General features: G+C 60.6%; 20 protein-coding genes. 9 read left to right on the top strand and 11 right to left on the bottom strand.

The features are described 5' to 3' along the window. Positions 1-16 precede the first annotated feature (16 nt). The 4 genes from yidC to rpmH are packed head-to-tail and all read right to left on the bottom strand — an operon-like array spanning position 17 to position 2,486. Positions 17-1,693 (bottom strand): membrane protein insertase YidC, encoded by a 1,677-nt coding sequence (yidC, locus tag BUQ73_RS26210; RefSeq protein ID WP_079230264.1) that lies wholly within the window; start codon positions 1,691-1,693, stop codon positions 17-19. 2 nt (positions 1,694-1,695) lie between these two features. After that, the gene (gene yidD / locus BUQ73_RS26205; RefSeq protein ID WP_079230263.1) at positions 1,696-1,941 is read right to left on the bottom strand and encodes a membrane protein insertion efficiency factor YidD; all 246 of its coding nucleotides are present in this window, start codon (positions 1,939-1,941) and stop codon (positions 1,696-1,698) included. Beyond that, positions 1,934-2,338: a ribonuclease P protein component gene (gene rnpA, locus BUQ73_RS26200; RefSeq protein ID WP_079230262.1), complete on the bottom strand. Its 405-nt coding sequence runs from the start codon at positions 2,336-2,338 to the stop codon at positions 1,934-1,936. The genes yidD and rnpA overlap by 8 nt, the downstream gene beginning before the upstream one ends. Positions 2,339-2,351: 13 nt before the next feature. Next, positions 2,352-2,486 carry a 50S ribosomal protein L34 gene (rpmH, locus tag BUQ73_RS26195; protein ID WP_003253163.1) on the bottom strand — a complete coding sequence of 45 codons (135 nt, stop codon included), beginning with the start codon at positions 2,484-2,486 and terminating at the stop codon, positions 2,352-2,354. 584 nt (positions 2,487-3,070) lie between these two features. Here rpmH and dnaA point away from each other — a divergent pair. The 4 genes from dnaA to gyrB are packed head-to-tail and all read left to right on the top strand — an operon-like array spanning position 3,071 to position 9,297. Further along, a complete protein-coding gene (gene dnaA / locus BUQ73_RS26190) occupies positions 3,071-4,609 on the top strand; it encodes a chromosomal replication initiator protein DnaA (protein WP_079230261.1) in 1,539 nt (512 codons plus the stop codon). A 40-nt stretch (positions 4,610-4,649) separates the two neighbouring features. Beyond that, positions 4,650-5,753 (top strand): DNA polymerase III subunit beta, encoded by a 1,104-nt coding sequence (gene dnaN, locus BUQ73_RS26185; RefSeq protein WP_054884436.1) that lies wholly within the window; start codon positions 4,650-4,652, stop codon positions 5,751-5,753. A gap of 15 nt (positions 5,754-5,768) precedes the next feature. Then, a complete protein-coding gene (gene recF / locus BUQ73_RS26180; protein WP_060507769.1) occupies positions 5,769-6,872 on the top strand; it encodes a DNA replication/repair protein RecF in 1,104 nt (367 codons plus the stop codon). Positions 6,873-6,876: 4 nt separating this feature from the next. Then, positions 6,877-9,297: a DNA topoisomerase (ATP-hydrolyzing) subunit B gene (gene gyrB / locus BUQ73_RS26175; RefSeq protein ID WP_060483833.1), complete on the top strand. Its 2,421-nt coding sequence runs from the start codon at positions 6,877-6,879 to the stop codon at positions 9,295-9,297. Positions 9,298-9,359: 62 nt separating this feature from the next. Here the strand turns inward: gyrB and BUQ73_RS26170 are convergent, their stop codons facing one another. Together BUQ73_RS26170 and BUQ73_RS26165 are read right to left on the bottom strand one after the other, a co-directional pair. Beyond that, entirely contained in the window at positions 9,360-9,770 is a 411-nt protein-coding gene (locus BUQ73_RS26170; RefSeq protein WP_079230260.1) for an RcnB family protein, read from the bottom strand. A 131-nt stretch (positions 9,771-9,901) separates the two neighbouring features. Next, positions 9,902-11,200, bottom strand: coding sequence for a sigma-54 interaction domain-containing protein (locus BUQ73_RS26165; protein ID WP_079230259.1), 1,299 nt, complete (start codon positions 11,198-11,200; stop codon positions 9,902-9,904). Positions 11,201-11,421: 221 nt separating this feature from the next. On the opposite strand from BUQ73_RS26165, the gene BUQ73_RS26160 reads away from it, so the two are divergent. The 3 genes from BUQ73_RS26160 to BUQ73_RS26150 are packed head-to-tail and all read left to right on the top strand — an operon-like array spanning position 11,422 to position 14,418. Further along, positions 11,422-12,306 carry an MBL fold metallo-hydrolase gene (locus BUQ73_RS26160; protein WP_079230258.1) on the top strand — a complete coding sequence of 295 codons (885 nt, stop codon included), beginning with the start codon at positions 11,422-11,424 and terminating at the stop codon, positions 12,304-12,306. A gap of 40 nt (positions 12,307-12,346) precedes the next feature. Beyond that, positions 12,347-13,603 carry an NAD(P)/FAD-dependent oxidoreductase gene (locus BUQ73_RS26155; RefSeq protein ID WP_416171804.1) on the top strand — a complete coding sequence of 419 codons (1,257 nt, stop codon included), beginning with the start codon at positions 12,347-12,349 and terminating at the stop codon, positions 13,601-13,603. Beyond that, the gene (locus BUQ73_RS26150) at positions 13,600-14,418 is read left to right on the top strand and encodes a sulfite exporter TauE/SafE family protein (protein ID WP_079230256.1); all 819 of its coding nucleotides are present in this window, start codon (positions 13,600-13,602) and stop codon (positions 14,416-14,418) included. The genes BUQ73_RS26155 and BUQ73_RS26150 overlap by 4 nt, the downstream gene beginning before the upstream one ends. On the opposite strand, the gene BUQ73_RS26145 is transcribed toward BUQ73_RS26150, so the two are convergent. Then, positions 14,407-15,294 (bottom strand): LysR family transcriptional regulator, encoded by an 888-nt coding sequence (locus BUQ73_RS26145; RefSeq protein ID WP_079230255.1) that lies wholly within the window; start codon positions 15,292-15,294, stop codon positions 14,407-14,409. The genes BUQ73_RS26150 and BUQ73_RS26145 overlap by 12 nt on opposite strands. A gap of 254 nt (positions 15,295-15,548) precedes the next feature. On the opposite strand from BUQ73_RS26145, the gene BUQ73_RS26140 reads away from it, so the two are divergent. Together BUQ73_RS26140 and BUQ73_RS26135 are read left to right on the top strand one after the other, a co-directional pair. Continuing rightward, positions 15,549-17,195, top strand: coding sequence for a GMC family oxidoreductase (locus tag BUQ73_RS26140; RefSeq protein WP_079230254.1), 1,647 nt, complete (start codon positions 15,549-15,551; stop codon positions 17,193-17,195). Between the two features lie 97 nt (positions 17,196-17,292). Beyond that, positions 17,293-18,912, top strand: coding sequence for an MFS transporter (locus BUQ73_RS26135; protein ID WP_079230253.1), 1,620 nt, complete (start codon positions 17,293-17,295; stop codon positions 18,910-18,912). A 339-nt stretch (positions 18,913-19,251) separates the two neighbouring features. Here BUQ73_RS26135 and BUQ73_RS26130 read toward each other — a convergent pair whose 3' ends face one another. The 4 genes from BUQ73_RS26130 to glyQ form a co-directional block, all read right to left on the bottom strand. Then, the gene (locus BUQ73_RS26130) at positions 19,252-20,022 is read right to left on the bottom strand and encodes a lysophospholipid acyltransferase family protein (protein WP_079230252.1); all 771 of its coding nucleotides are present in this window, start codon (positions 20,020-20,022) and stop codon (positions 19,252-19,254) included. 64 nt (positions 20,023-20,086) lie between these two features. Continuing rightward, positions 20,087-20,614, bottom strand: a complete 528-nt coding sequence (gene gmhB / locus BUQ73_RS26125; protein WP_079230251.1) for a D-glycero-beta-D-manno-heptose 1,7-bisphosphate 7-phosphatase — start codon at positions 20,612-20,614, stop codon at positions 20,087-20,089. Between the two features lie 3 nt (positions 20,615-20,617). Further along, the gene (gene glyS / locus BUQ73_RS26120; protein ID WP_079230250.1) at positions 20,618-22,669 is read right to left on the bottom strand and encodes a glycine--tRNA ligase subunit beta; all 2,052 of its coding nucleotides are present in this window, start codon (positions 22,667-22,669) and stop codon (positions 20,618-20,620) included. After that, positions 22,666-23,613: a glycine--tRNA ligase subunit alpha gene (gene glyQ / locus BUQ73_RS26115; RefSeq protein ID WP_027592054.1), complete on the bottom strand. Its 948-nt coding sequence runs from the start codon at positions 23,611-23,613 to the stop codon at positions 22,666-22,668. Before glyQ ends, glyS begins: the two co-directional genes overlap by 4 nt. Positions 23,614-23,654: the final 41 nt, after the last annotated feature.

Raw genomic sequence — 23,654 nt, 5'->3', positions numbered from 1 at the left:
CTAGCGCAGCAGCCCGTCAAGCAGCAGCTTTTTTGCTGGCTGCTTCGATGCGGCGGGTGATGTACCACTGCTGAGTGATCGACAGGCAGTTGTTCACAACCCAGTACAGCACCAGACCAGCCGGGAACCACAGGAAGAAGAAGGTGAAGATGATCGGCATCATTTTCATCACCTTGGCCTGCATCGGATCCGGCGGAGTCGGGTTCAGACGCTGCTGAATGAACATGGTGGCGCCCATGATGATCGGCAGGATGAAGAACGGATCCTTGATCGACAGGTCGGTGATCCACAGCATCCATGGCGCCTGGCGCATCTCGACGCTTTCCAGCAGTACCCAGTACAGGGACAGGAAGACCGGCATCTGCACCAGGATCGGCAAGCAGCCGCCCAGCGGATTGATCTTCTCTTTCTTGTACAGCTCCATCATTGCCTGGGACATCTTCTGGCGATCGTCACCGAAGCGTTCCTTCAGTGCAGCGAGCTTCGGCGCCACGGCGCGCATGCGCGCCATCGAGCGGTAGCTGGCAGCCGACAGCGGGAAGAACAGGCCCTTGATGAGCATGGTCAGAACGATGATCGACCAGCCCCAGTTACCCAGCAGGCTGTGGATATGTTGCAGCAGCCAGAAGATAGGCTGGGCGATGAACCACAGGAAGCCGTAGTCGACGGTCAGTTCCAGGCCTGGGGACAACTCCTTCAGCTTGGACTGGATCTTCGGACCGGCATACAGCATGGCGCTGGTTTCGACCTTGCCGCCAGCTGGAACGCTGAGGGCCGGGCCGGTGTAGCCGATGATGTAATTGCCCTGGCTGTCCTTGCGGGTCTGGACAACGTTGTTGTCCGATTTGGCCGGAATCCAGGCGGTCACGAAGTAGTGCTGCAGCCAGGCAACCCAGCCACCGGACACATTTTCTTTCAAACTACCTTTGTCGATGTCCTTCATCGAGACCTTTTTGTAAGGCTCGGAAGCAGTCCACATGGCAGCGCCAAGGTAGGTCGCGGTACCGGTAGCGGTGCTCGACGACGGGTCGGAACTGGCGTCACGCTTGAGCTGGGCAAACATGTTGCCGCTCCAGGCCTGGCCGCTTTGGTTGTCGATCAGGTAGCTGACGGTCAGGTCGTACTCACCGCGCTTGAAGCTGAAGCGCTTGATGTAGTTGACGCCGTTGTCGCTGAACTTAAGGTCGACCACCAGTTGTTCCTGGCCATCGGCCAGCTGGTAGCTCTTCTGCTCGGCAGCGTACAGCGGGCGACCGGACGAACGGGCATCCGGGCCGTTGGCGCCGGTCAGGCCGCTTTGGGCCAGGTAGACACGCTCGCCGCCGTTGTCGAACAGCTGGAACGGAATGTCCGGGTGGTCCTGGCGACGTGGGTATTGCGGCAGGTTCAGTTGGACGATGTCACCACCGACCGGATCGATAGCCAGGTCCAGGACATCGGTCTTGACCCGGATCAGGTCCTTGCTGACTGCAACCGGCGCCAGTTCGGCAGGGCTGGATTCGGCATTGGCGCTCGGCACATCGGCGCTGGCGTTACCGGCCGGCACGCCATCCGGCAAGGCCGGGGCAGTGGTGCTGGCAGCAGTATTCTGAGTCGGCAGGGCAGCCTGGCCGTAGTCCTCGTTCCACTTGAGGACCATGACGTAGGACACGATTGCCAGGGCGACGATCAGGATCGTGCGTTTAATATCCATGATTACTCGGCTATCGAAGAAGTTCGGGAGGAAGGAGCGGGGGGAACGGGATCGAAACCGCCGTCGTTCCACGGATGACAACGCCCCAGGCGACGAACGGCTAGCCACCCGCCACGCAAGAGGCCATGGTTTTCAATGGCTTCAAGAGCGTAACAGGAGCAACTGGGGTAGAAACGACAGTGATTGGCCATCAGGGGACTGATGGCGTAACGGTAAAACTGGATCGGAACGAGGGCCAGTTTACGCATTTTGACTGTCTACCCCTGCGGAATCGGCGTTTGCCGCTGGAGTTGGCCGGCTGCGCGCCAGGCGTTTCCAGAGCTTGCCAAAGTGTTGGTGCAATTCCGGGTTTTCTATCTCACCCAATCCCTTGCGCGCGACGATCACTATATCCAGGCCACCCAGCATTTGCTGGTTGAGCCGGAAGGAATCACGCATCAAGCGCTTGAGGCGGTTGCGCTGAACGGCGAGCTTGACGCTCTTCTTGCCGATCACCAGGCCGAGGCGCGGGTGATCAAGGCCGTTCTCGCGAGCAAGGATCAGCAGGTTTTTCCCTGGAACCTTGCCGGTTGGGGAGTCGAAGACCGCTTTGAAGTGCCGGGGTGTAAGCAGTCGCTTTTCCCGACTGAAGTCCTGACTCACCACCTGTGCCGAAAAATCAAATGGCCAGACGCTTACGGCCTTTGGCACGACGACGCGACAGAACAGCGCGGCCGTTCTTGGTAGCCATACGGGCACGGAAGCCGTGGGTGCGAGCGCGCTTGATGGTGCTTGGTTGGAAAGTACGTTTCATGGCGTTGTTACCTGGGTTTGTCGACTACGGGCCGGAATGGCCCCCTTTTTAAGAGATCGGCGATTCTAGAGAAAGCAAGCCCATAGGTCAATTTCCAACCAGTCTTTCCTTATAGAAGGCGCTTTAGCCGATTGGTACCGGCATGGGTTGATCAGGCAGGCAAATGGAAGACAGAATTAGAAAAAAGAAGAGACATATAAAAAGCTTTTCTGAAGAACTTATAAATCTTAGGTGGACAACCTTCTGTGGATAACTGCGCCAAGCCCAGAATCCACGGGCTGTACAGAGTTTTGAAACCTTGTCGGTAACAAGTGCTGCGCTTGTGTTGGACGTGCGAACAGCCTGTGGATAGAATGCGTAATTATCCACAGCAGAGTTATCAACAGGGATGACCTCAGGGTTGTGCATAGCCCTCAAGGTTGGTTATCCACAGACCTTATTCACAGTGGTTGGAAGGCGTTTTGGCCGCTAAATGACTGTTTTGTCATGGCTCAGAATGTTTCCACATGTGGATAACTGATCGCTCGACCGGTACAATGGCGGTTTGTTTTTGCCTCATCCGGCTTTCAACTCAGGGGATATCCGTGTCAGTGGAACTTTGGCAGCAGTGCGTGGAGCTTCTGCGCGATGAACTGCCTGCCCAGCAATTCAACACCTGGATCCGTCCGCTACAGGTCGAAGCCGAAGGCAACGAGTTGCGCGTCTATGCGCCTAACCGTTTTGTGCTCGACTGGGTGAATGAAAAGTACCTGGGCCGTCTGCTCGAACTGTTGGGTGAAAACGGCAGCGGCATGGCGCCAGCCCTTTCCTTGTTAATAGGCAGCCGTCGCAGCTCCGCTCCACGTGCTGCACCTAATGCGCCTGTGAGTGCTGCAGTCGCTGCGTCGCTTGCACAAAACCAGACTCAGCAGGCAGCAGCGCCCACTGTGGCCGCCGTGGCCGAACCGGTTCAGGCGCCGTTGGCTGAACCGGTGCAGGTGAATGAGGTTGGTGAGGCGGCTTCGCGTGACAGCTTCGACGGCATGGGCGACAACACCTCAGCACCTGCTGCTGGTAACCGTACCGAACAGCGCACGGTCCAGGTGGAAGGCGCGCTCAAGCACACCAGCTACCTGAACCGCACGTTTACCTTCGAGACCTTTGTCGAAGGTAAGTCGAACCAGCTGGCCCGCGCTGCGGCCTGGCAGGTCGCTGACAACCCCAAGCACGGCTACAACCCGCTCTTCCTTTATGGTGGCGTGGGCCTGGGTAAAACCCACCTGATGCATGCTGTGGGTAACCATCTGCTGAAGAAGAACCCGAATGCCAAGGTTGTGTACCTGCATTCCGAGCGCTTCGTCGCGGATATGGTCAAGGCGCTGCAGCTCAACGCGATCAATGAATTCAAGCGCTTCTACCGGTCGGTCGATGCGCTGCTGATCGACGATATCCAGTTCTTCGCCCGTAAAGAGCGTTCACAGGAAGAGTTCTTCCATACCTTCAACGCCCTGCTCGAGGGTGGTCAGCAGGTGATTCTCACCAGCGACCGCTACCCGAAGGAAATCGAAGGCCTGGAAGAGCGCCTGAAGTCGCGCTTCGGCTGGGGCCTGACGGTGGCCGTAGAGCCGCCGGAATTGGAAACCCGCGTCGCGATCCTGATGAAAAAGGCCGATCAGGCCAAGGTAGAGCTGCCGCACGATGCTGCGTTCTTCATCGCCCAGCGTATCCGCTCCAACGTACGTGAACTCGAAGGCGCCTTGAAGCGGGTGATCGCTCACTCGCACTTCATGGGCCGTGACATCACCATCGAGCTGATTCGTGAGTCGTTGAAGGACCTGCTGGCGCTTCAAGACAAGCTGGTGAGTGTGGATAACATCCAGCGTACCGTGGCTGAGTACTACAAGATCAAGATCGCCGATCTGTTGTCCAAACGCCGTTCGCGCTCCGTTGCGCGCCCGCGTCAGGTAGCCATGGCCTTGTCGAAGGAACTGACCAACCACAGTCTGCCAGAGATCGGCGACATGTTTGGCGGTCGCGACCACACCACCGTGCTGCACGCCTGCCGCAAGATCAACGAATTGAAGGAATCCGACGCGGACATCCGCGAGGACTACAAGAACCTGCTGCGGACGCTGACGACTTGACGTTCGCCAGCGCAGCTAATTGAAGGCAAGGGACTAGACCATGCATTTCACCATTCAACGCGAAGCCCTGTTGAAACCCCTGCAACTGGTCGCCGGTGTCGTCGAGCGCCGCCAGACCTTGCCGGTTCTGTCCAACGTCCTGCTGGTCGTGCAAGGCCAGCAGCTGTCGTTGACCGGTACCGACCTGGAAGTCGAACTGGTTGGCCGCGTACAACTGGAAGAGCCGGCCGAGCCAGGCGAGATCACTGTCCCGGCGCGCAAGCTGATGGACATCTGCAAGAGCCTGCCGAACGATGTTCTGATCGACATCAAGGTGGACGAGCAGAAGCTGCTGGTCAAAGCCGGCCGCAGTCGCTTTACCTTGTCGACCCTGCCTGCCAACGATTTCCCGACCGTTGAAGAAGGCCCGGGTTCGCTGACCTGCAACCTGGAACAGAGCAAGCTGCGCCGCCTGATCGAGCGCACCAGCTTCGCCATGGCCCAGCAGGACGTGCGATACTACCTCAACGGTATGCTGCTGGAAGTGTCGCGCAATACTCTGCGTGCGGTTTCCACCGACGGCCACCGGCTGGCGCTGTGCTCGATGAGCGCGCCGATCGAGCAGGACGATCGTCATCAGGTCATCGTTCCACGTAAAGGTATTCTCGAGCTGGCGCGCCTGCTGACCGATCCGGAAGGCATGGTCAGCATCGTACTTGGCCAGCACCACATCCGTGCGACCACCGGTGAGTTCACCTTCACGTCCAAGCTGGTCGATGGCAAGTTCCCGGACTATGAGCGAGTGCTGCCGAAGGGCGGTGACAAGCTGGTTGTTGGTGACCGTCAGGCGTTGCGTGAAGCGTTCAGCCGTACCGCAATTCTCTCCAACGAGAAGTACCGTGGCATTCGCCTGCAGCTGGCAGCCGGGCAACTGAAAATCCAGGCCAACAACCCTGAGCAGGAAGAAGCGGAAGAAGAGATCGGCGTGGACTACGAAGGTAGCTCGCTGGAAATCGGCTTCAACGTCAGCTATCTGCTGGACGTGTTGGGCGTTATGACTACCGAGCAAGTTCGTCTGATTTTGTCCGATTCCAACAGCAGTGCCCTGCTGCAGGAAGCTGGCAATGACGATTCTTCCTACGTTGTCATGCCGATGCGTCTGTAATTCGTAGCAGGCGAAATGTCCCTTCGACGTATCATGGTCACCGCGGTGCGCAATTTGCACCCGGTGACTCTCTCACCTTCCCCCCGCATCAATATCCTTTACGGCGCCAACGGCAGCGGCAAGACCAGTGTGCTCGAAGCCGTGCACCTGCTAGGCCTTGCCCGGTCATTTCGCAGCACTCGGCTGAACCCGGTTATCCAGTATGAGCAGCCCGCTTGTACCGTGTTTGGCGAAGTGCAGTTGGCTGAGGGTGGCACCAGCAACCTGGGCGTATCAAGGGAGCGGGCGGGCGAATTCACGATCCGCATCGACGGCCAGAATGCGAAGAGCGCTGCTCAACTGGCTGAAATGCTGCCGCTGCAACTGATCAACCCGGACAGTTTTCGATTGCTGGAAGGCGCACCGAAAATCCGCCGTCAGTTTCTAGATTGGGGTGTGTTCCACGTGGAACCTCGATTCCTGCCAGCTTGGCAACGTCTGCAGAAGGCGCTGCGGCAGCGGAACTCGTGGTTGCGGCATGGTACACTTGACCCAGCTTCGCAAGCCGCCTGGGACCGGGAGTTATGCCTGGCCAGCGCGGAAATAGATGAATACCGTCGCAACTACATCAAGGCCTTGAAGCCCGTCTTCGAGCAAACCCTGAGCGAGCTGGTCGAGCTGGACGGGTTGACCCTTAGCTACTATCGAGGCTGGGACAAGGACCGGGAACTGCAAGAAGTACTCGCCTCCTCTCTCCTTCGCGATCAGCAGATGGGTCATACCCAAGCCGGCCCGCAACGTGCTGATCTGCGTCTTCGTCTGGCTGCCAACAACGCAGCCGACATTCTGTCGCGAGGTCAGCAAAAGTTGGTGGTGTGCGCATTGCGCATTGCCCAGGGCCACCTCGTCAGTCAGGCTCGCCGCGGCCACTGTATTTATCTCGTTGACGACCTGCCGTCCGAGCTGGATGACCAGCATCGCCGCGCGCTGTGCCGCTTGCTTGAAGAATTACGCTGCCAGGTGTTCATCACCTGTGTAGATCACGAATTACTGAGGGAAGGCTGGCAGACGGAAACGCCAGTTGCCTTGTTCCACGTGGAACAAGGCCGTATCACCCAGACCCACGACCATCGGGAGTGAAGGCATGAGCGAAAATCAAACGTACGACTCCTCCAGCATCAAGGTGCTGAAAGGTTTGGATGCCGTACGCAAGCGTCCCGGCATGTACATTGGCGACACCGATGATGGTAGCGGCCTGCACCACATGGTCTTCGAGGTGGTCGACAACTCGATCGACGAAGCCCTCGCCGGTCACTGCGATGACATCACCGTCATCATCCACACGGACGAATCCATCAGTGTGCGCGACAACGGCCGTGGCATTCCGGTCGACGTGCATAAAGAAGAAGGCGTATCCGCAGCCGAAGTCATCATGACCGTGCTGCACGCCGGCGGTAAGTTCGACGACAACTCCTATAAGGTATCCGGCGGTCTGCACGGTGTGGGCGTTTCGGTAGTAAACGCGCTGTCCGAGAAGCTGGTGTTGACTGTTCGCCGCAGCGGCAAGATCTGGGAGCAGACCTACGTTCACGGTGTTCCACAGGCGCCGATGGCCGTAGTCGGTGACAGCGAAACCACCGGTACCCACATTCACTTCAAGCCTTCGGCTGAAACCTTCAAGAACATCCACTTCAGCTGGGACATCCTGGCCAAGCGGATTCGCGAACTGTCTTTCCTCAACTCGGGTGTCGGCATCCTGCTGAAGGACGAGCGTTCGGGCAAGGAAGAGTTCTTCAAATACGAAGGTGGCTTGAGCGCATTCGTTGAATACCTCAACACCAACAAGACCCCGATCAACTCGCAGGTCTTCCACTTCAACGTCCAGCGTGACGATGGCGTGGGTGTCGAGATTGCCCTGCAGTGGAACGACAGCTTCAACGAGAACCTGCTGTGCTTCACCAACAACATTCCGCAGCGTGACGGCGGTACTCACTTGGTCGGTTTCCGCTCCTCGCTGACCCGTAGCCTGAACAGCTACATCGAGCAGGAAGGCCTGGCCAAGAAGAACAAGGTCGCTACCACCGGTGACGATGCCCGTGAAGGCCTGACTGCGATCATTTCGGTGAAGGTGCCGGATCCGAAGTTCAGCTCGCAGACCAAAGACAAGCTGGTCTCCTCGGAGGTGAAAACCGCCGTGGAACAAGAGATGAACAAGTACTTCGCCGACTTCCTGCTGGAAAACCCGAACGAAGCCAAGGCCGTGGTAGGCAAGATGATCGACGCTGCCCGTGCCCGTGAAGCGGCACGTAAAGCCCGTGAAATGACCCGCCGCAAAGGTGCGCTGGATATCGCCGGCCTGCCGGGCAAACTGGCGGACTGCCAGGAGAAGGACCCTGCCCTCTCCGAACTGTACCTGGTGGAGGGTGACTCCGCGGGTGGCTCGGCCAAGCAAGGCCGTAACCGTCGCACTCAGGCGATCTTGCCGCTGAAGGGCAAGATCCTCAACGTCGAGAAAGCTCGCTTCGACAAGATGATCTCGTCCCAGGAAGTGGGCACGCTGATTACCGCGTTGGGCTGTGGCATTGGCCGCGAAGAGTACAACATCGACAAGCTGCGTTATCACAACATCATCATCATGACCGATGCTGACGTCGACGGTTCGCACATCCGTACCCTGCTGCTGACCTTCTTCTTCCGTCAGCTGCCGGAGTTGGTCGAGCGCGGTTACATCTACATCGCCCAGCCACCACTGTACAAGGTCAAGAAAGGCAAGCAGGAGCAGTACATCAAGGACGACGAGGCCATGGAAGAATACATGACCCAATCGGCCCTCGAAGATGCCAGCCTGCACCTGGACGAATCGGCACCAGCCGTTTCCGGCGTACAGCTGGAGACCCTGGTGAACGAATTCCGCGCCGTGATGAAGACCCTCAAGCGCTTGTCGCGCCTGTACCCGGAAGACATCACCGAGCACTTCATCTACCTGCCGGAAGTCACCCTGGAGCAACTGGGCGACCACGCGGTGATGCAAGCCTGGCTGGTGAAGTTCCAGGAGCGTCTGAGCAACAGCCAGAAGTCGGGCCTGGCCTATCAGGCCAGCCTGCGCGAAGACAAGGAGCGCAATGTCTGGCTGCCGGAAGTGGAAATCACCTCCCACGGCCTGGCCAGCTACGTCACCTTCAACCGCGACTTCTTCGGCAGCAACGATTACCGTACGGTGGTCAACGTCGGTGCCAAGCTTTCTACCCTGCTGGGTGAAGGCGCCTATGTTCAGCGTGGTGAGCGTCGTAAGGCGATTGTCGAGTTCAAGGAAGGCCTGGACTGGCTGATGAACGAAAGCACCAAGCGCCACACCATCCAGCGATACAAAGGTCTGGGCGAGATGAACCCGGAGCAGCTGTGGGAAACCACCATGGACCCAACCGTCCGCCGCATGCTCAAGGTCACCATCGAAGACGCGATTGCCGCCGACCAGATCTTCAACACCCTGATGGGTGACGCGGTAGAGCCACGCCGTGACTTCATCGAAAGCAATGCGCTGTCGGTATCGAACCTGGACTTCTGATCAGGTGTAGATCGCAGGATAAAAAACGCCCGCTGATGCGGGCGTTTTTTTATCTGCGAATATCAGTAGCCGGAAAGCACGCTGACGACCACACCACTGGCAATCGCTACCAGCACATAGTCACCGTTCACGTACAACCAGCGATGATCACGTGGCGGTGCGTACAGATGCCGTGCGCGCCAGTCGGTCACCCAGTAGCGGTCGGCACGGTAGCGCGGTTCGACCACATACCCACGGTGCCATTGCTGATGCGGCATCGGCATACCCGCTTCGGGGCGGAAGTTCGGGTTGTGGTACGCCGGGTAGTGACCGTTGTCATGGCGGTCATGACGTTCGGGCTGGCCATGGGGTTCATAGCCCTGATGGGATGGACCGTGGCCATCGTCGTAACGGTCAGGGCCTGGTTGAGCGAAGCTGGCCAAGGGTGTGCTGAGCACAAGCGCGGCGCAGAGTACGGTCAGGGTTTTCTTCATGGGGTGATCCTCTGCTTGTTTAACGCCCGGCGGGTGTCGCTGAGTGCCTGGTGCGGTTAACTGATCAGACCACAGGTTTTGCCGAATCTTGTAAGGGCAGAGGTAAAGGTCAGGTAAAGACAGCCACGGTACTAATTGAGACCAAGGGCTTTCAGGCGGCGATACAGGGTGCGCTCACTCAGGCCGAGATGACGTGCCAGCTCGCTGCGTGATCCCTGGAACTGCTCCAGCGCCTGAGCCAGGTTACCTAGATCGTTTCGCCCTCGCCCCTTGCTTGCGGCAACTGCGAATTGTGGCCCGACGTCTTCCGGTAGATGTTCCGCCTTGATCAACCCTTCATCGGCAAACAGCCGCGCCCTCTCCAGAATGTTGCGCAACTCGCGAATGTTGCCTGGGAATGGATGCAGCCCCAGTTGCGTCAGCGCCTCCTCGGTCAGCCTCGTTGTTGGTGTACCGGTCATGCGTTGCAAAAGGCTCTCGGCCAGCAAAGGCAGATCTTCCACCCGCTCACGCAATGCCGGCAAGCGGATCGGGAAGCCACTGATGCGGTAATACAGATCTTCTCGGAAAGTCCCGTCAGCCACCATTTGCTTCAGCGGCTTATGGGTCGCCGACACCAGGCGGAAATCCGAATGCACGGTTCGCAGGCTGCCCACCGGGCGGAAGCTGCCGGACTCGATCAGGCGCAGCAGTTTGACCTGCATCGCCAGCGGCACCTCGCCAATCTCATCAAGGAAAAGCGTACCGCCATGGGCTGCTTCGGCCAGGCCGATCTTGCGCTGGTTGGCGCCAGTGAACGCACCTTTCTCGTAACCGAACAGTTCGCTCTCGAACAGCGACTCAGTCAGGCCGGTGCAGTCCACCACTACCAGCGGGCCATTCGCTCGTGGGCTGCCCATATGGATGGCTCGGGCAAACAGCTCCTTGCCGGTACCCGACTCGCCCTGGAGCAGCACTGGGATCTGGGCGGGTGCGGCGCGTTGCAGGCTCGCCAATGCCGACTTGAACGCTGGCGCTCGCCCGACCAGGCCCTGTTGCTGAGGTTGTGCCGAGGCCAAGGTGATACGGGTCAGCCGCTCGACGAAGGCCACCACCCTGCCCTGCTCGTCGAGGATCGGCCGCAACTCGACATCCACATGCTCGGGCCCACGCGGCGTGTGATGAATATGCAGCACGCGCTCAGGCACCTTGCTGTTCCACGCCTTGCGCATCGGGCAGTGCTCACCCGCCTGGTCGCAAGGCACAGCATAGTGATGGGAAACCCGGTGGCACTTCTCCCCCAGCGGCGCCTGTTCGTCTCGACCGAACTGTCGGCGGTAAGCCGCGTTGGCCGCGAGGATGTTGTAGTCGGTGTCCAGCACGATAGTGGGCAGGGGATCGTGCTCAAGGTAGGAAACCAGAGCTAGGATGAGGGGATGGGATTCAGACATGACAGCACCATGGGATGACCCGACGCAGGGTAACAAGGACTGCCAAACACTGCCATTGGCTGACAGTCGACTGCCAAACGTGCTGCCAGAAAGCCTGACAGCTGTCGGTGACCTTCCGGTTTCATTGGTCGTGGCCACCAAAAATGCCTGGCATGCATCTTGATAAACCTCCTGTCACTGCCTACGCCTTACAAGGCGAGGTGGATCAATTGGAGAACGTGATGATCATCGGCAACAACCTTCACGTGGACGCTTTCTACGACGAGGCGACCTCGACCATCAGCTACCTGGTCATGGACCGTGAAACGCTCAAGTGCGCGCTGATCGACAGCGTGCTGGACTACGATCCCAAATCCGGACGCACCAGCAGCGCATCGGCGGATCGCCTGATCGAACGCGTGGCCGAACTCAAGGCCACGGTACAGTGGGTGTTGGAAACCCACGTGCATGCCGACCACCTTTCGGCAGCTGCCTACCTGAAGGCCAAGCTCGGCGGCCACACGGCCATCGGCGCTCACATCACCCAGGTGCAGAAAGTCTTCGGCACATTGTTCAATGCCGAGCCCGGCTTCGCCCGCGATGGCAGCCAGTTCGATGTGCTTTTCGAAGATGAGGAAGGCTTCAGCATCGGCAACCTGCACGCCCGCGCGCTGCATACTCCCGGACACACGCCAGCGTGTATCAGCTATATGGTTGTGGACGCTGGCGAGACGGCGGTGTTCGTTGGCGATACGCTGTTCATGCCTGACTACGGCACCGCCCGCTGCGATTTCCCCGGTGCCGATGCACGCACGCTGTACCGCTCGATCCGCCGATTGCTGGCCTTCCCCGACCAGACCCGGTTGTTCATGTGTCACGACTACCTGCCAGGCGGGCGCGAGATGCAGTACGTCACCACGGTGGGCGAGCAGCGCGCCAGCAATATCCACATCCATCAAGGCATCGCCGAGGACAGCTTCGTGGCCATGCGCGAAGCCCGCGACAAGACCCTCGACATGCCCGTGCTGATCCTGCCATCGGTGCAGGTGAACATGCGCAGCGGCCAGTTCCCGGAGCCTGAAGAGAACGGCGTGAGCTACCTGAAGATCCCGCTGAACAAACTTTGACTGCCCTGCTCCATTACCAGAAATTCCAGGATTGACTGCCATGCCTGCCAATGCCGACCACCACAAGGTGGTCATCGTCGGTGCCGGTGCCGCCGGTATCGCCACTGCCTCAAGCCTGATCGCCCGTGACCCGTCACTGGATATCGCCCTGATCGACCCTGCCGATGTGCACTACTACCAGCCAGGCTGGACCATGGTCGGCGCGGGCGTGTTCAAGGCACCGAGTACTGCCCGCACCATGGCCTCGGCCATGCCGCGGGGCGTGCACTGGATAAAGGCGCGGGTGCAGGGATTCGACCCCTTGGGCCAGCTGGTCACCCTCGAAGGTGGCCGCGCCATCAGTTATGAACAGCTGGTGGTCTGCCCTGGCCTCAAGCTTGACTGGGACGCCATTGGCGGGCTCAGCGAAACCCTCGGTCGCAACGGTGTTACCTCCAACTACCGCTACGACCTGGCGCCCTACACCTGGGAGCTGGTGCAAAAGCTCAAGCAAGGGCGCGCTCTGTTCACCCAGCCACCGATGCCGATCAAGTGCGCAGGCGCGCCGCAAAAGGCGCTGTACCTGTCCTGTGACCACTGGCTGCGCAGCGGGCGGCTGGGCGATGTGAAAGCCAGTTTCTTCAATGCCGGTGCCGTGCTGTTCGGCGTCCCCGACTATGTGCCAGCGTTGATGGCCTACATCGACAAGTACGGCGTGGACCTTAACTACAGCCATCGCCTGGTGGCCGTGGATGGGCCCAACCAGCGTGCTACCTTCGTTCGCACGCTACCCGACGGCAGCAGTGAAACCCGTATCGAAGCCTTCGACATGTTGCATGTGGTACCACCGCAAGTTGCCCCGGACTTCATCCGCCAAAGCCCCTTGGCCGATGCCGCCGGTTGGGTCGATGTCGATCCGCATACCCTGCGCCATCGCCAGTTCGGCAATGTCCATGCACTGGGTGACGTGGCCAATACCAGCAATGCCAAGACTGCCGCCGCAGCACGCAAGCAGGCGCCGGTGGTAGCCAACAACGTGCTGGTGGCGCTTGGCCGCCTTCCCACCCTGGCCCAGTACGACGGTTATGGCTCCTGCCCGTTGACTGTTGAACGCGGCAAGATCGTCCTGGCCGAGTTCACCTATGGCGGCAAGGTCGCGCCGAGTTTCCCGCGCTGGTTGCTCGATGGGCGCCAGCCGACTCGCCTGGCCTGGCTACTCAAGGCACGGGTGCTGCCGCCGCTGTATTGGCAGGGCATGCTCAAAGGCCGTGAGTGGATGGCGCGCCCGCAACCGCTGGATGCCGAGGCCGCACAGTGATCGAACATCAGCTGCTGGGCGCAGGCCTTGGCGCGATCATCGGTGCAGTGCTGGCGCTGACCGGTGCCGGTGGTGGCATTCTGGCTGTGCCGTTGCTGGTGTTCGGGCTTGGCCTGTCGATGGTCGAAGCGGCGCCCATCGGCCTGCTCGCCGTGGGGCTTGCTGCGGCGGTAGGTGCGGTACTCGGGTTACGTGAAGGGCTGGTGCGGTATCGTGCGGCACTGTTCATCGCCCTGATCGGCATTGCCGCGGCACCATTGGGCCTGATGCTGGCTCATCGCTTGCCCAATACACCCTTGGCGCTGGTGTTCGCTGCCGTGCTGATCTATGCCTGCTTGCGCATCTGGCGCAAGGCGAGCAAAGAGCTGCGCGGCGAAGGCAACGATGCCCATCGTTACATCGAGCCCTGCGTCCTGAACCCGTTGCAGGGGCGTTTGCGCTGGACGTTACCCTGCGCACGCGCCTTGGCATTCACCGGGGCGATGTCCGGCTTGCTCTCTGGCTTGCTGGGAGTGGGCGGCGGCTTTGTGATCATCCCTGCGTTGAACCGCTACACCAACCTGCGCATGAAGAGCATCGTCTCGACATCCCTTGCAGTGATCGCGCTGGTTTCCACGGGGAGCGTGGTCAGCGCCAGCCTGGCCGGTGTGATGCATTGGCGTATTGGTGCACCGTTCGCCATTGGTGCAGTGATCGGCCTGTTGCTGGCCAGGCCATTGGCCACCCGGATTGCCGGCCCTCGCCTGCAGCAGCTGTTTGCCGTGGCCGGTTGGCTGGCGGCCCTGCTGCTGGCGGGCAAGGCGCTATTCGGCTAGCAGCTCATCCTGTTCCGCCGCGCACAGCGCCAGCAGGTAGTCCCACACCACCCGCAGGCGCACCGATTTGTGCAATTCGCGGCGGGTACAGATCCAGTAGCTGCGCTGGATGGTCTCGCTGGGCAGTACACGCACCAGTGTCGGATCATGACGGGCCATGTAGTTGGGCAGCACGGCAATGCCCAGCCCTGCGCGGGCAGCGGTTTGCTGGGCGATCACACTGGTGCTGCGGAAGGCCACGTTCGGTGCGCGGCAAAAGCTGTTGAGAAACAGCAGTTCCTGGCTGAACAGCAGGTCATCGACGTAGCCGATCCAGCTGTGCCGGGCCAGGTCCTCGCGGTTGCGCAGGGGCGGCGCCCGGTCCAGATAGCCCTGGCTGGCGTACAGTGCAAGGCGGTAGTCGGTGAGTTTGCGGGTGATCAGCAGGTCGGCGTTGGGCCGCTCCAGGTGAATGCTGATCTCAGCCTCACGGTTGAGGATGCTGACGAAGCGCGGTACGGCCACCAGTTCCACCTCCAGCCCCGGATAACGGGCAAACAGCTCGCTCATGCGCGGGGTGAAGAACATGATGCCGATGCCTTCGGTCACCCCCAGGCGAATCTTGCCCAGCGGGGTGATGGCCTGGGTGATTTCTTCCTGCGCCAGCAGGGCAACGTTCTCCATGGCTTCGGCATGCTTGAGCAGAGCCTGGCCCGACGGGGTCAGCTCATAGCCTTGGGCGTGCTGCACGAACAGTGGCGTGCCCAGGCTCTTCTCGATGCTTTCGATATGCCGGGCGACCGTGCTGTGGGTGGTATTGAGGCGTTTGGCCGCGCTCAGCAGGCGGCCACTGCGCTGCAACTCGAGGAAAAACCGCAGATCGTTCCAGTCGAACATGCTGATCCTTGTGGCTGTTCGTTCTGGCCTTTTCGCGGGTAAACCCGCTCCCACAGGGATCGCGCAGGCTTCAGGAGCAGCGTCGAACCTGTAGGAGCGGGTTTATCGAGGCGTCGAACCGCCGCGAAGAGGCCAGTACAGACTTACCGCTGTGCTAAAACGCACAACGGCTGCGCGAAATCTCGTGTTTCCTTGACGAAATTACTCACTAAGATGGATCGGGACAAGAATAATAATCAGGCGCGAGGTTGCACATGCCATCAGCCGATTCTGTCTTCGACTACGTGGTCGTAGGCGCCGGTCCCGCCGGCTGCCTGCTGGCCAATCGTTTGTCCGCCGACCCTTCCTGCCGCGTCCTGCTGCTCGAAGCCGGTGGCCGCGACAACTATCCCTGGATTCACATCCCGGTCGGTTACCTTTACTGCATCGGCAACCCCCGTACCGACTGGTGCTTCAAGACCGAAGCGCAGCCTGGACTGGGCGGCCGCGCGCTGGGGTATCCACGGGGCAAGGTGCTCGGCGGATGTTCCTCGATCAATGGCATGATCTACATGCGCGGCCAGGCCGCCGATTACGACCATTGGGCCGCGCAAGGCAACGAAGGCTGGGCCTGGAAAGACGTGCTGCCGTTGTTCAAGGCCAGCGAGCACCACTTTGCCGGTGCCAGCGAACACCACGGCAGTGACGGTGAATGGCGAGTCGAGCGCCAGCGCTACAGTTGGCCGATTCTCGATGCCTTCCGCGACGCAGCCGAGCAGAGTGGCATCGGCAAGGTCGACGACTTCAACACCGGCGACAACCAGGGTTGTGGATACTTTCAGGTCAATCAGCGCAGCGGCGTGCGCTGGAACGCCTCAAAGGCCTTTCTGCGGCCGATCAAGGGCCGCTCCAATCTCACCGTGCTGACCGGCGTGCAAGTTGACCAGGTGCTGTTGAACAACACCCGAGCCCGAGCGGTTAAAGCGCTGTGGCAAGGCGCCTGGCATGAATTTGCTGCGCGCCGCGAGATCATCCTCTGTGCGGGGGCAGTCGGTTCGCCCGGCATTCTCCAGCGTTCCGGCATCGGGCCGCGCAAACTGCTCGAAAGCCTGGGCATCGGTGTACGCCACGACATGCCCGGCGTCGGCGGCAACCTGCAGGATCACCTGCAACTGCGGCTGATCTACCAGATCCGCAACACCCGCACCCTCAATCAGATGGCCAACAGCCTGTGGGGCAAGCTGGGCATGGGCCTGCGGTATCTCTACGACCGCAGTGGCCCGCTGGCCATGGCGCCGAGCCAGCTAGGTGCCTTTGTGCGCTCGAGCCCGGAGCAGGCCACGCCCAACCTGCAGTATCACGTGCAGCCGCTGTCACTGGAGCGCTTCGGCGAGCCGCTGCATCGGTTCCCGGCCTTTACTGCCTCGGTGTGCAACCTGCGCCCGGCCAGCCGTGGGCGCATCGATATCCGCAGCGCGGACATGAACAGCACGCCGCAGATCGACCCCAACTACTTGAGCGCCCCCCAGGACTTGCGCGTTGCCGCCGACGCCATCCGCCTCACCCGGCGCATTGTCCAGGCCCCTGCCCTCGCCGCTTTCGATCCCAAGGAATATTTGCCAGGGCCGTCCCTGCAAACCGAGGAAGAGCTGTTCGACGCGGCCGGCAAGATCGGCACCACCATCTTCCATCCGGTCGGTACCTGCCGCATGGGCAGCGGTGACATGGACGTTGTGGATAACCAGTTGCGTGTGCACGGCATCCCTGGCCTGCGCGTGGCCGACGCCTCGATCATGCCGCAGATCACCTCCGGCAATACCTGTTCCCCCACCCTCATGATCGCCGAGAAGGCGGCGCAATTGATCCTCAAAGGAGCGGCAACCCAGACCTACCTGAACGAAGACGCAGTACCGACCCCCTGACCCGGGTGCGTGCAACACCGGCAGCTCGCGGTCACAAGCTGCCGACAGTGGAACAACAAGAATAATCACTGTGGCCTGCGGGCCGAGGACAGCAACGATGTCGGATTACATCCAAGAGCAGGGTGCAACGGCGAGCGCCTCCAGCCGTCGTGAAGAACGCAAGATCATTTTCGCGTCATCCCTCGGGACGGTGTTCGAGTGGTATGACTTTTTTCTCTATGGGGCGCTGGCCGCCGTCATCAGCAAGCAGTTCTTTGCTGGGGTGAACGATACCACCGCCTTCATCTTCGCCCTCATGGCCTTTGCCGCCGGCTTCCTGGTGCGGCCATTCGGCGCACTGGTGTTCGGCCGCCTGGGCGACATGATCGGGCGCAAGTACACCTTCCTGGTGACCATCGTGCTGATGGGCCTGTCGACCTTCGCCGTCGGCCTGTTGCCCACGTACGCCAGCATCGGCATTGCTGCTCCGATCATCCTGGTGATCTTGCGCATGCTCCAGGGGCTGGCCCTGGGCGGTGAATACGGCGGTGCCGCCACCTATGTGGCCGAACACGCGCCACCCGGCAAGCGTGGTTTCCACACCGGCTTCATCCAGTCCACCGCCACCCTGGGCCTGCTGCTGTCATTGCTGGTGGTACTGGGCAGCCGCTACATCAGTGGTGATCAGTTCGAAACCTGGGGCTGGCGCCTGCCGTTCCTGTTGTCGATCTTCCTGCTGGCGATCTCCACCTGGATCCGCATGAGCATGCACGAGTCGCCGGCCTTCGTGAAAATGAAGGCCCAGGGCAAGGTCAGCAAATCACCGATCCGTGAGTCGTTCACCTCCTGGCCCAACCTGAAAGTCGTGCTCACCGCGCTGTTCAGCATCAATGCCGGGCAAGCCGTGACCTTCTACACAGCACAGTTCTATGTGCTGTTCTTCATGACCCAGATGCTCAAGATGGACCCAGCCCAGGCCAATACCTTGCTTATCATCAGTGTGGTCATCGGCGCGCCGTTCTTCGTGTTCTTCGGTTGGCTGTCAGACCGTATCGGGCGCAAGCCGATCCTGATGCTCGGCCTGCTGCTGGCTACCGTACTGTACTTCCCTCTGTTCAAGGCCCTGAGCCATTACGCCAACCCGCAGATCGACGCAGCCAGCCGGCAGGCGCCTATCGTGGTCACCGCTGACCCGCAGGGCTGCACCTTCCAGTTCGACCCGGTCGGCAAGGCACGTTTCGATAGCCCGTGCGACAAGGTCAAGACCTTCCTGGTCAAGCAGGGCCTGCCGTATAGCTCGGTGAGCGTGGCCGGCAGCGACGTGGTGGTCAACATCGGTGACAAGACCATCAACGGGTTCGACGAAACGGCCATGCGCACTGCAATCGAGCAGGCGGGCTACCCGGCCAAGGCCGACCCGGGTCAGGTCAATCAGGTGATGGTGGTGGTGCTGATCGTGGCGATGATCCTGATCGCGACCATGACCTACGGGCCGCTGGCGGCAGTGATGGTCGAGCTGTTCCCGACTCGCATCCGTTATACCTCGATGTCGCTGCCTTACCACATCGGTAACGGCTGGTTCGGCGGCTTCCTACCAACCGTGTCGTTTGCGCTGGTGGTGTATACCGGGGATATCTTCTACGGATTGTGGTACCCGGTGATGGTGACCGGCATCAGCCTGGTGGTGGGTATCTTCTGCCTGAAAGAGACCAAGGAAGTGGATATCGACAAGGTCTGATGCAGTGCTCTGCAATTTGGCGTCATGACCTTTTTGTGGGAGCGGCCTTGCGTCGCGTATGGGCCGCACAGCGGCCCCAGGATTTCAGCTGTAGTGCTTCAATTGCTGGGGCCGCATAGCGGCCCTTTCGCGACGCAAGGCCGCTCCTACAGAGCGTGTAGGCTCTGAATTGAACGCATAAAAAAACCGGCTGTAAAAGCCGGTTTTCTTATGCCCCAAAAAAACTTATGCACGTTTTTCAGAAAAATGTCACACAAGGAAATAAACAGCTAATTCATACACTTAGCTACATCTCGTGGCACTTCATCAAAAAACTGTTCACAAGTTATCCACAGATGGTCAGGCCATCTGCTCCTGCGGTTTTTCATCGACTGGCGGCAGCGAACCCATGGCCCGCTGGGTCGCCTCGTTCCAGGCTGCAGCACGGTCGTTGAGCTCGGCAATGGCCCGTGGCCCGGTACCTTCGGCGTACATCGGCTTGCCGATTACCACTTCGATTGTGCCCGAGCGCTTGCCCCAACCCGTCTTGGGCCAGAACTTGCCGGCGTTGTGGGCAATCGGCAGTACTGGCAGGCCGGCATTCACGGCCAGCGCGGTACCGCCCCGGGAGAATTTGCCCACAGTACCGAATGGCACCCGGGTACCTTCCGGGAAGATCAGTACCCAGGTTTTCTGCTTGAGCAACTCGTCACCCTTGCTGGCAACCTGGCGCAAGGCTTCCTTGGGGTTGTCGCGATTGATCGCGATCGGCCGCAGCATGGCCATGGCCCAACCAAAGAACGGTACATACAGCAGCTCGCGCTTGAGCACCTGGCTCAGCGGCGAGAAGTACTGGGAAAGAAAGAAGGTTTCCCAGGTGCTCTGGTGGTTGGACAGGATCACGCAGGGCTCAGCCGGCACGTTCTCGGCACCGGTGACCTTGTAGTTGATACCGAGGATGGTGCGCACCAAAAACAGCGCGCAACGGCACCAGTACACATTGATGAACTTGTAGCGCTTGGGGAACGACAAGAACGGCGCGACGAAGAAGCTCAGCGAGCACCACAGCAGCGAACTGGTGCCCAGCAGCAGGTAAAAAAGAAAGATTCTGATCGCCTGCAGGATCGACATAGTGGCAAGTACCGTTGCGGGGCGTGCCCGCCTGGGAAAAATGCGCCCGAGGGCGCATTGTTGTTTAAATAAGTTCTCTGGCGATAGCTGCCAGATCGTCGAAAATCAGTGTAGTTTCCGGGACGCCTTTTTCCAGAGTCCGCTCGCCCTTGCCGGTTTTCACCAACACGGGTTGTGCACCGACGGCCAGGGCGGCCTCCAGGTCACCTTTGCTGTCGCCAACGAACCAGACGCCTTCAAGGCCCACCTGGTAATGCTCGGCGATCGCCCGCAGCATGCCAGGCTTGGGCTTGCGGCAATCGCAGCCTTCATCTGGCCCATGCGGGCAATACACGATATGGCCCACCTCGCCGCCCTGTTCGGCGACCAGCTCGCGCAAGCGCGCGTGCATGGCCTCGAGGGTTGCCAGCGAGTAGTAGCCACGGGCGATGCCGGACTGGTTGGTGGCCACGGCCACCGTCCAGCCCGCCTTGCTCAACTGCGCGATGGCCTCGACCGAGCCAGGGATCGGGATCCATTCTTCCAGCGTCTTGATGTAGGCGTCGGAGTCTTGGTTGATCACCCCGTCACGATCGAGAATCAGCAGTTTCAAGGCTTACCCCAGCAGCGAAATGTCGGCCACGCCCAGGAACAGGCCGCGCAGGCGGCTGAGCAGGGCATAACGGTTGGCACGTACCTTGGCGTCTTCGGCGTTGACCATCACCGCCTCGAAGAAGGCGTCGACTGGGTCACGCAGGGCCGCCAGGCGGGCCAGCGATTCGCTGTACTGACGCGCGGCTGCCATCGGTTGCACGGCCTGGTCGGCCTGCTGGATGGCCGAGTACAGGGAGAACTCGTTGGCGTTGTCGAAGTACTTCGGCTCGACCTGGTCGGCGATGGCGCCTTCGGCCTTGCTCAGCAGGTTCGACACGCGCTTGTTCACCGCGGCCAGGGCTTCGGCTTCCGGCAGCTTGCGGAAGGCCTGCACGGCCTGTACGCGCTGGTCGAAGTCCAGGGCGGAAGCTGGCTTCAGGGCACGTACCGACAGGTAGGTGGCAACGTCGATGCCTTCGTCTTCGTAGCGTGCGCGCAGGCGGTCGAAGATAAACTCCAGCACCTGCTCGGCCAGGCCAGCGGCCTTGACCTTGGCACCGAACTGCTTGACCGCGAACTCGACGGCAGCGCTCAAATCCAGGTCCAGTTGCTTCTCGATCAGGATGCGCAGCACGCCCAGGGCAGCACGGCGCAGGGCGTACGGGTCCTTGCTGCCGGTGGGCAGCATGCCGATGCCGAAGATGCCGACCAGGGTATCGAGCTTGTCAGCGATGGCCACGGCAGCACCGGTGAGGGTCTGCGGCAGTTCGGCGCCAGCACCGCGCGGCATGTACTGCTCGTTCAGGGCCAGGGCGACGTCTTCTGGCTCACCGTCGTTGAGCGCGTAGTAGTAGCCGGCAACACCCTGCATTTCAGGGAATTCGCCAACCATTTCGGTGGCCAGGTCGCACTTCGACAGCAGGCCGGCACGGCCGGCGCGCTGGGCGTCGCCGCCGATCAGCGGGGCGATGAACGCAGCCAGGCGGGAAACGCGCTCGGCCTTGTCGTAGACAGTGCCCAGCTGAGCCTGGAACACCACGTTCTTCAGGCGTTCGTTGAAGGTTTCCAGCGGCTGCTTCTTGTCCTGCTTGAAGAAGAACTCGGCGTCGGTCAGGCGCGGGCGCACGACCTTCTCGTTACCCTGCACGATCTGCTTGGGGTCACGGCTCTCGACGTTGGCCACGGTGATGAAGCGCGGCAGCAGCTTGCCTTCGCTGTCCAACAGGCAGAAGTACTTCTGGTTGTCCTGCATGGTAGTGATCAGGGCTTCTTGCGGCACCTCGAGGAAACGCTCCTCGAACGAGCACACCAGCGGCACCGGCCACTCGACCAGGGCAGTCACTTCGTCCAGCAGTGCCGGCGGCACGATTGCGCTGCCTTCCTGCTGCATGGCCAGCTCTGCGGTGCGCTTGCTGATCAGCTCGCGACGCTCGGCGAAGTCGGCCAGCACGTAGGCCTTGCGCAGGTCTTCGACGTAGTTGGCCGGGGTGGTGATGACCACGTTTTCCGGGTGGTGGAAGCGGTGGCCACGGGATTCACGGCCGGCCTTCTGCGACAGGATGGTGCAGTCGACCACCTGCTCGCCGAGCAGCATTACCAGCCACTGGGTCGGGCGTACGAACTCTTCACGGCTTGCAGCCCAGCGCATGCGCTTGGGGATCGGCAGGTCGTTGAGCGAGTCTTCGACGATGGTCGGCAGCAGGCTGGCGGTGGCCTTGCCCGGGATGTGCTGGGAGAAGCGCAGCTTGGCGCCGCTCTGGTCGATTTCGGACAGCTCTACGCCGCACTTCTTGGCAAAACCCAAGGCAGCCTGGGTCGGCTCGCCGTTTTTGAACGCCGCCTGCATGGGCGGGCCGTCGATGTTGATGCTGCGGTCAGGCTGCTGAACATCGAGCTGGCGGATCAGCACGGCCAGGCGACGCGGCGCGGCGTATACCTGCTTGGCGGTGTAGTTCAGGCCGGCGGCCTGCAGGCCTTTCTCGATACCGGCCAGGAAGGCGTCGCCGAGGCTTGCCAGGGCTTTGGGTGGCAGCTCTTCGGTGCCCAGTTCTACCAGGAAATCTTGAGCACTCATTGTGCAGCCTCCAGCTTCGCCAACACTTCGTCACGCAGTTCAGGGGTGGCCATCGGGAAGCCCAGGCGTGCACGGGCTTGCAGATAGCTTTGCGCCACATCCCGGGCCAGGGTACGTACGCGCAGGATGTAACGCTGGCGCTCGGTTACCGAGATGGCACGGCGGGCATCCAGCAGGTTGAAGGTGTGCGAGGCCTTCAGGACCATTTCATAGGTCGGCAGCGGCAGCTCCAGCTTGATCAGGCGGTTTGCTTCGCTTTCATAGAAGTCGAACAGTTCGAACAGCTTCTCGACGTTGGCGTGTTCGAAGTTGTAGGTCGACTGCTCCACCTCGTTCTGGTGGAACACGTCGCCGTAGGTGACCTTGCCGAACGGGCCGTCGGCCCACACCAGGTCGTAGACCGAGTCGACGCCCTGGATGTACATGGCCAGGCGCTCGAGGCCGTAGGTGATTTCACCGGTGACCGGGTAGCACTCGATGCCACCTACCTGCTGGAAGTAGGTGAACTGGGTGACTTCCATGCCGTTCAGCCAGATTTCCCAGCCCAGGCCCCAGGCGCCCAGGGTCGGCGACTCCCAGTTGTCTTCGACGAAACGGATGTCGTGGACCAGCGGGTCCAGGCCGATGGCTTTCAGCGAGCCGAGGTACAGCTCCTGGAAGTTGGCCGGGTTCGGCTTCAGGACTACCTGGAACTGGTAGTAGTGCTGCAGGCGGTTGGGGTTTTCGCCATACCGCCCGTCGGCAGGGCGACGGCTAGGCTGCACATAGGCGGCGTTCCAGGTTTCTGGACCCACGGCGCGCAGGAATGTAGCGGTGTGGAAAGTGCCGGCGCCTACTTCCATATCGTAGGGCTGAAGCACCACACAACCTTGAGCTGCCCAGTAGTTTTGCAGGGCGAGGATCAGGTCTTGGAAGGTACGCACGGCTGGCGTAGGCTGGCTCACGAAATTCACCTGTATCTGGGGATGCGGATGTAAAGAGCGGG

Origin of the sequence: Pseudomonas putida (genome assembly GCF_002025705.1) — a bacterium.
Lineage (GTDB): Bacteria > Pseudomonadota > Gammaproteobacteria > Pseudomonadales > Pseudomonadaceae > Aquipseudomonas > Aquipseudomonas putida_J.
Note: the sequence above shows the minus strand (reverse complement) of the source record. Positions and strands in the feature narration are given on the sequence as shown.

What these genes read in the sequence shown, in the direction of transcription:
- BUQ73_RS26160 (WP_079230258.1), top strand. Translation starts at nt 11,422, where the DNA reads ATGATCATCGGCAACAACCTTCACGTGGACGCTTTCTACGACGAGGCG.
- BUQ73_RS26155 (WP_416171804.1), top strand. Translation starts at nt 12,347, where the DNA reads ATGCCTGCCAATGCCGACCACCACAAGGTGGTCATCGTCGGTGCCGGT.
- recF (WP_060507769.1), top strand. Translation starts at nt 5,769, where the DNA reads ATGTCCCTTCGACGTATCATGGTCACCGCGGTGCGCAATTTGCACCCG.
- BUQ73_RS26170 (WP_079230260.1), bottom strand. Translation starts at nt 9,770, where the DNA reads ATGAAGAAAACCCTGACCGTACTCTGCGCCGCGCTTGTGCTCAGCACA.
- gyrB (WP_060483833.1), top strand. Translation starts at nt 6,877, where the DNA reads ATGAGCGAAAATCAAACGTACGACTCCTCCAGCATCAAGGTGCTGAAA.
- BUQ73_RS26135 (WP_079230253.1), top strand. Translation starts at nt 17,293, where the DNA reads ATGTCGGATTACATCCAAGAGCAGGGTGCAACGGCGAGCGCCTCCAGC.
- BUQ73_RS26165 (WP_079230259.1), bottom strand. Translation starts at nt 11,200, where the DNA reads ATGTCTGAATCCCATCCCCTCATCCTAGCTCTGGTTTCCTACCTTGAG.
- BUQ73_RS26130 (WP_079230252.1), bottom strand. Translation starts at nt 20,022, where the DNA reads ATGTCGATCCTGCAGGCGATCAGAATCTTTCTTTTTTACCTGCTGCTG.
- rpmH (WP_003253163.1), bottom strand. Translation starts at nt 2,486, where the DNA reads ATGAAACGTACTTTCCAACCAAGCACCATCAAGCGCGCTCGCACCCAC.
- yidD (WP_079230263.1), bottom strand. Translation starts at nt 1,941, where the DNA reads ATGCGTAAACTGGCCCTCGTTCCGATCCAGTTTTACCGTTACGCCATC.
- BUQ73_RS26145 (WP_079230255.1), bottom strand. Translation starts at nt 15,294, where the DNA reads ATGTTCGACTGGAACGATCTGCGGTTTTTCCTCGAGTTGCAGCGCAGT.
- glyS (WP_079230250.1), bottom strand. Translation starts at nt 22,669, where the DNA reads ATGAGTGCTCAAGATTTCCTGGTAGAACTGGGCACCGAAGAGCTGCCA.
- yidC (WP_079230264.1), bottom strand. Translation starts at nt 1,693, where the DNA reads ATGGATATTAAACGCACGATCCTGATCGTCGCCCTGGCAATCGTGTCC.
- dnaN (WP_054884436.1), top strand. Translation starts at nt 4,650, where the DNA reads ATGCATTTCACCATTCAACGCGAAGCCCTGTTGAAACCCCTGCAACTG.
- BUQ73_RS26140 (WP_079230254.1), top strand. Translation starts at nt 15,549, where the DNA reads ATGCCATCAGCCGATTCTGTCTTCGACTACGTGGTCGTAGGCGCCGGT.